7 protein-coding genes are annotated in these 6024 nt (G+C 72.1%); 4 read left to right on the top strand and 3 right to left on the bottom strand.

Features of this window, described 5'->3' with window-relative positions; genetic code table 11:
• The coding region (locus G3573_RS19285) for a thioredoxin family protein (protein WP_205598372.1) at positions 1 to 424 on the top strand (424 nt) is incomplete at its 5' end.
• Positions 421 to 549: a hypothetical protein gene (locus G3573_RS22480; RefSeq protein ID WP_255500601.1), complete on the top strand. Its 129-nt coding sequence runs from the start codon at positions 421 to 423 to the stop codon at positions 547 to 549. The genes G3573_RS19285 and G3573_RS22480, both read left to right, overlap by 4 nt.
• A gap of 4 nt (positions 550 to 553) precedes the next feature.
• Here G3573_RS22480 and G3573_RS19280 read toward each other — a convergent pair whose 3' ends face one another.
• Positions 554 to 1006: a hypothetical protein gene (locus G3573_RS19280; RefSeq protein ID WP_163263306.1), complete on the bottom strand. Its 453-nt coding sequence runs from the start codon at positions 1004 to 1006 to the stop codon at positions 554 to 556.
• A gap of 103 nt (positions 1007 to 1109) precedes the next feature.
• On the opposite strand from G3573_RS19280, the gene pgi reads away from it, so the two are divergent.
• Together pgi and hisS are read left to right on the top strand one after the other, a co-directional pair.
• Complete coding sequence (pgi, locus tag G3573_RS19275; RefSeq protein WP_163263305.1) at positions 1110 to 2720, top strand: glucose-6-phosphate isomerase; 1611 nt, start codon at positions 1110 to 1112, stop codon at positions 2718 to 2720.
• A gap of 233 nt (positions 2721 to 2953) precedes the next feature.
• Positions 2954 to 4450, top strand: coding sequence for a histidine--tRNA ligase (gene hisS / locus G3573_RS19270; protein ID WP_163263304.1), 1497 nt, complete (start codon positions 2954 to 2956; stop codon positions 4448 to 4450).
• Between the two features lie 268 nt (positions 4451 to 4718).
• Here the strand turns inward: hisS and G3573_RS19265 are convergent, their stop codons facing one another.
• Both G3573_RS19265 and G3573_RS19260 read right to left on the bottom strand, forming a co-directional pair.
• Positions 4719 to 5534, bottom strand: a complete 816-nt coding sequence (locus G3573_RS19265; protein ID WP_163263303.1) for a CPBP family intramembrane glutamic endopeptidase — start codon at positions 5532 to 5534, stop codon at positions 4719 to 4721.
• 36 nt (positions 5535 to 5570) lie between these two features.
• On the bottom strand, positions 5571 to 6024 hold a 454-nt coding region (locus G3573_RS19260; protein ID WP_163263302.1), incomplete at its 5' end, for a helix-turn-helix domain-containing protein.

The raw sequence follows: 6024 nt of genomic DNA, 5'->3' as shown, positions 1-6024 counted from the left end.
CTTCGCCGCCGCCGTCTTCCTGGGCGTCTGGGGCGCCGCCGCCGAGCCCAGCGCCACGCCGGCCGAAGCGGCCGCGACCGCCACGCCGTCCGAACCGTTCGCGCCCGCGCGCCTGGCCGAGCTTCGCGCCGAGGGCCGGCCGGTGCTGGTCAACTTCACCGCCGACTGGTGCGTGACCTGCAAGGTCAACGAGGGCGTGCTGGAGGCCCGCCCGGTGAAGGCCGCCTTCGCCCGCACCGGCGTGGTCTACATGGTCGCCGACTGGACCCGGCGCGACGACGTCATCGCCGCCGCCCTGGCCGAGCAGGGGCGCTCGGGCGTGCCGCTGTATCTGCTGTACCGCCCGGGCGAAGCGAAGCCCGTGGTGCTGCCGCAATTGTTGACTGAAGGGGCGCTGATCGACGCGCTCGAGGGGGCCGCGTGATCAAGCCCAGAGTCGTGCGTTCGACGCCGTTGTCGCCCTACCGCCCGCGTATCCGTCGCGCCGCCGGCGTGCTGTTCGCGCTGGGCCTCACCGCCCTGGCGGCCGCTCTGCTGGGCTCGTCCTGACAGGTCAGACCGGCGGCTTCAGCGGGGCCAGCAGCACGCCCGAATTGTCGTCCAGCAGGTAGATCAGGTCCGAGAGGGCCGCGTCCTGGTCGGCGCCGGTGGTCGCCGCCTCCAGTTCTTCGATCTTGCGCGGCAGGTCCTGGGAGATCCCCTTCAGGATGCACTTCAGGTCGCCGTCGACCGCGCGCGCGGCCAGGTCGCGATGGCCGGTCATGTCGAGTTCGGACAGGGCCGCGGCCTGGCGCTTCACCTCGGCGAAGGCGGGCCAGGGCTTCGGCGCGCCCTTCACGCCGGCGCCGCGGAAGGCGGCGACCTCGTCGTGCAGGGCCTGGGCGCGGGCCACGATCTCGGCGTAGAGCGGCTCGGTCGCCAGCGAGGCGGGCGGGGGCGCCGGGGTCGCCGCGGAGGCGGGGTTGGTCGCGACCAGGGCGGCGGCGAGGGCGAGGGCGCAGGACATCGGGCGGCTCCGAAAAACGGGCGGACGCGGGAACCTTAGCGCCGGCACCTTAACGCCGCGCTTCTACTGGCGCCTCGGATAACGGCGTGCATGAATGGCCTTCATGAGCCTCCCCGACGCCTGGGCCCGCCTGATGCGCGCGGCCGACACCCGCACGCCTATCGTCGAGCTGTTCCGCCAGGAGCCTGACCGGCTCGAGCGGCTGAGCGTCGAGGCCGCCGGCCTGACGCTGGACCTGTCCAAGCAGCCCTGGTCGGCCGACGGTTTCGCCGCGGCGGTGGACCTGGCCCGCGCCGCCGGCGTTGAGGAAGCCCGCGCCCGCATGTTCGCCGGCGAGCCGATCAACACCTCCGAGGGCCGCTCGGTCCTGCACACGGCGCTGCGCGCCCGGGTCGAGGACGGCTTCCGCGCCGGCGGCGAGGCGGTCGGCCCGGCGGTGCAGGAGGTGCTGGACCGCATGCGCGCCTTCACCGAGGCCGTGCGCTCCGGCGAGATCCGCGGCGCGACGGGGCGGCCGTTCCGCTCGATCCTGCACATCGGCATCGGCGGCTCGGACCTGGGGCCGCGCCTGCTGTGGGACGCGCTGCGTCCGCTGAAGCCCCAGATCGACCTGCGCTTCGTCGCCAACGTCGACGGCGCCGAGCTGGCCCTGGTCAGCGCCGACCTGGACCCGGCCGAGACCCTGGTCGTGGTCGTCTCCAAGACCTTCACCACCCAGGAGACCCTGGCCAACGCCGAGGCCGCGCGCGAATGGCTGCGCGGATCGCTGGGCGAGGAGGGGGCCAAGGCGCACCTGGCCGCCGTCTCCACCGCGCTGGACAAGACTGGCGCCTTCGGGATCGCGCCCGACCGCGTGTTCGGCTTCTGGGACTGGGTCGGCGGCCGCTACTCCCTGTGGTCGGCGGTCAGCCTGTCGGCGGCCGTGGCGCTCGGCTGGGACGCCTTCCAGGGCTTCCTGGACGGCGGCCGCGCCATGGACGCCCACTTCCACGCCACGCCGCTGGAGCGCAACGCCCCGGCCCTGCTGGCCCTGGCCCAAGTCTACAACCGCGACGGCCTGGACCGGCGCGCCCGCTCGGTGGTGCCCTACGCGCACCGCCTGCGCCGGCTGGCCGCCTTCCTCCAGCAGCTGGAGATGGAGTCGAACGGCAAGCGGGTCGGCAAGGACGGCCGTCCCGTCGCCCACGGCACCGCGCCGGTGGTGTTCGGCGACGAGGGCTCCAACGTCCAGCACGCCTATTTCCAGATGATCCATCAGGGCACGGACGTGGTGCCCTCCGAATTCATCGCCGTGGCCGAGGCGAGCGAGGGCGCGTCCGGCATGCACGCCAAGCTGCTGTCCAACGTCCTGGCCCAGGCCGAGGCGCTGATGGTGGGACGGACCGAAGCCGAGGTCCGCGAGGAGCTGCGGGCGAAGGGGGCGAGCGCCGCCGAGATCGACGTGCTGGCGCCCCAGCGGGTGTTCCCCGGCGACCGGCCCTCGACCATCATCCTGATGGATCGTCTGAGCCCGGAGCGTCTGGGCGCCCTGATCGCGCTGTACGAGCACAAGACCTTCGTCGAGGGCGTGATCTGGGGGATCAACAGCTTCGACCAGTGGGGCGTGGAGCTGGGCAAGGTTATGGCCGGCCGCATCCTGCCCGAGCTGGAGGGCGGCCCGGCCCAGCCGCACGATCCGTCGACCACAGCCCTGATCGCGCGGCTTAAGCGCTAGGATCGGGGGGCGCGGCTAGCCGTCCGTGCGTCGGTGGGCTATAGCCCCGGCGTGATCCGCGCCTCGCACCATCACGCGCACCACCACCACCCGACCTCTGCGGAGGGCGCGGGCCGGGGTCGCGCGGCTTAGAGAAGCCGGACCCGAAGGCCGAGCCCCCGCCCAAAGCGGATGGGGCTTTGAGCCGAAGCGCCATCCGTCGAACTTCCTCCCCGAACGACGACGAGCGCCCAATGACCGCCGAGACTTCCGACGAAGCCATCGATTTCCGCCCCGAAGCCCGTTCGCCCCGCGGCTTCCAGGACCGCCGCGCGCGCGACCTGCGCGCCGAGCGCCGCATCCTGGACGCCGTGTCGAAGGTCTATGAGCGCTACGGCTTCGAGCCGCTGGACACCCCGTCGTTCGAATACGCCGACGCGCTCGGTAAATTCCTGCCGGACAGCGACCGTCCCAACGAGGGCGTGTTCGCCCTGCAGGACGACGACGAGCAGTGGATGGCGCTGCGCTACGACCTGACCGCGCCGCTGGCCCGCTTCGCGGCGCAGAACTGGGACGGCCTGCCCAAGCCGTTCCGCCGCTACGCCTTCGGCACGGTGTGGCGCAACGAGAAGCCGGGGCCGGGTCGCTATCGCGAGTTCCTGCAGTGCGACGCCGACACGGTCGGCTCGGACCGTCCGGAGGCCGACGCCGAGATCGTGGCGCTGGGCGTCGAGGGCCTGGAGGCCGCCGGCCTGCCGGCCGGCTCGGCGGTGATGAAGATCAACAGCCGCAAGCTGCTGAACGGCCTGATGAGCCAGGCCGAGATCAACGATCCGGTGCAGCGCCTGATCGTGCTGCGCGCCGTCGACAAGCTGGACCGCCTGGGCCTGAAGGGCGTGGGCGACCTGCTGGGCAAGGGCCGACTGGACGAGTCCGGCGACTTCACCAAGGGCGCGGGCCTGGGCGGCAAGGCCATCGAGGCGGTGCTGAGCTTTGTGCAGGCCGGCGTCGGCGCCTCGCGGGCCGAGACCCTGAACCGGCTGGATCCGGTGGTCGGCGGCTCGGCCGAAGGGGCCGAGGGCCTGGCCGAGCTGGCCCGCATGGACGCGGCGCTGAAGGGCATGGGCGTGGCCGAGGAGCGCGCCCTGTTCGACCCGGCCGTCGTGCGCGGCCTGGAGTACTACACCGGCGCCGTGTTCGAGGCCGAGCTGACGCTGGACACGGTCGACGAGCGCGGCGAGCGGGTGCGTTTCGGCTCGGTCGCCGGCGGCGGCCGCTATGACGACCTGGTCGCCCGCTTCACCGGCCAGCGCGTGCCGGCCACCGGCCTGTCCTTCGGCGTCAGCCGCCTGGTCGCCGCCCAGCGCGCCATTGCGCTGATGGAGGGCCGCCAGGAGCGCGACGCGCGCGGTCCGGTGGTCGTGATCGTCTTCGACCAGTCGGCCATGGCCGAGTACTTCTCCGTCGCCGCCGAGCTGCGCGCCGCCGGCATCCCGGCCGAGGTCTATCTCGGGTCCTCGGGCATGAAGGCGCAGATGAAGTACGCCGACCGGCGCATGTCGCCGGCCGCGGTGATCATCGGCGGCGACGAGCTGGCGGCCGGAACGGCGACGGTGAAGGACCTCGACCTCGGCCGCGAGCTGGCGTCGAACCTGGCCGACAACCGCGAATGGCGGGAATCCCGTCCGGGACAGCAGACGGTCGCCCGCGCCGACCTGGTCGAAACCGTGCGACGGATTGTCCAAAATTGACGATTTTGTCAAATAAGGCAAACTAATCGCTGTTCATATACGGAATGAGGCAGAAACAGCCTTAGCAGGCAATTGACATGGCGGTTTTTTGACCGCTTTATGTGTTCAGCGTGAGATCAACGAGCGCGCAGCCGCACGAGATCTCCGGCGTTTCGGGGAGGAAACGCCCGCTCCACAGAGAGCAAAAGCCCGCCGCGTGTATCCCCGCGGCGGGCTTTTCTTTTGGGTCGGATAAATTGACAAAAATGTCAAAACTGAAGGGAGGCCGCTAGGCGGCGGGCCCGCCCCACAGCCACGCCTTGCCGCGCACGACACGGCCTCCGCGCCGGCGCGCGGCGGCGACGGTGATCACGACCGAGACGACGATGACGGCCAGGCGCAGAGCGTTGGCCGTCGCGGAGCTGAAGGCCGCCTCGTCGAAGGTGAACAGCTCCCACATGCCGTTCATCAGCACGTGGAAGGCGATCGGGACCCAGATGTTGAAGCGCCACTCGGCGTACAGCCAGGCGAACACGACGGCCCCGAGCCCGGTCATCACGAACGCCTCCAGCGCCGCCGTCGGCGTGTCCCCCTGGTAGAGGTGCGCCGCGCCGAAGAAGGCCGCGCCGACCAGGGCGGCCGGCAGGAAGCCCCAGCGGGCGAAGCGGAACAGGAAGCCGAACAGCAGGGCGCGGTAGAGGATCTCCTCAGCAATCCCCGGCAGCAGGGCCCGGCGCATCAGGACGTTGAACGCGTCGTCCGGCGGCGTGTAGGGCGCGGTCAGGGCGAAGCCGGCCAGCATGACGGCCGTGCCCGCAACGCCGACGGCGAGGCCGGTCAGGATCGACCCGTTCAGGCCCAGCGCGCCCGGCGCGGCCCTGGGGCCGAACAGGACCGCGGCCAGGGCCAGCGGCAGGACGAGGTTGAGGCCGTAACCGACGACGGCCAGGGCCGCGGTGCGGGGCAGTCCGGTCCAGTCGCCGGCGACGGCGCGGAAGGGGATCAGGCCGATGGTGTCGACCAGGATGAAGACCGCCAGGGCGGCCAGAGCGACCAGCCAGCGGCGGCCGGTCGAAGCGGGGGGTGTGAGCGCGAGCGTTGTCATGCCCGACCGGTAGCCGGGGCCGGCCGCGGGGGCTCCTCAGATCCCGGCGGGATCGCTCCTCAAAACCCGATCTGTCTCGGGCGAGGCGAGGGCGCGCGCCCGGTAGTCGCTGGGCGACAGGCCCTCCGCCAGCTTGAAGGCCCGGTTGAACGAGGCCAGCGACGCGAAGCCGGAGTCGAAGGCCAGCGAGGCGATCTTCTCGTCGGCCAGGGCCGGGTCGAGCAGGGCCCGCTTGGCCGCCTCGACGCGCCAGGCGTTCAGGAAGCTGCGGAAGTGGCGGTGGCCGAGCTGCTGGTTGATCAGCCGGCGCACCACCGGCTCGGGCGCCTCCATGCGCCGGACGAAGCCGGCGAAGTCGAGCTCCGGGTCGAGGTGGACCTGCTCGGTCTCCATCAGCGCATGCAGGCGGCCCAGCAGCCGGGCGTCCGGCCCGGCGGCGGCGGGCGCCGGCGTCGTGACGGGCGCCGGGCTCTCGACCGCGGCCGCCGGG

The organism is Caulobacter sp. 17J65-9 (assembly GCF_010975005.1).
Taxonomy (GTDB): Bacteria; Pseudomonadota; Alphaproteobacteria; order Caulobacterales; family Caulobacteraceae; genus 17J80-11.
This window is presented reverse-complemented; position numbering and strand designations above follow the sequence as displayed.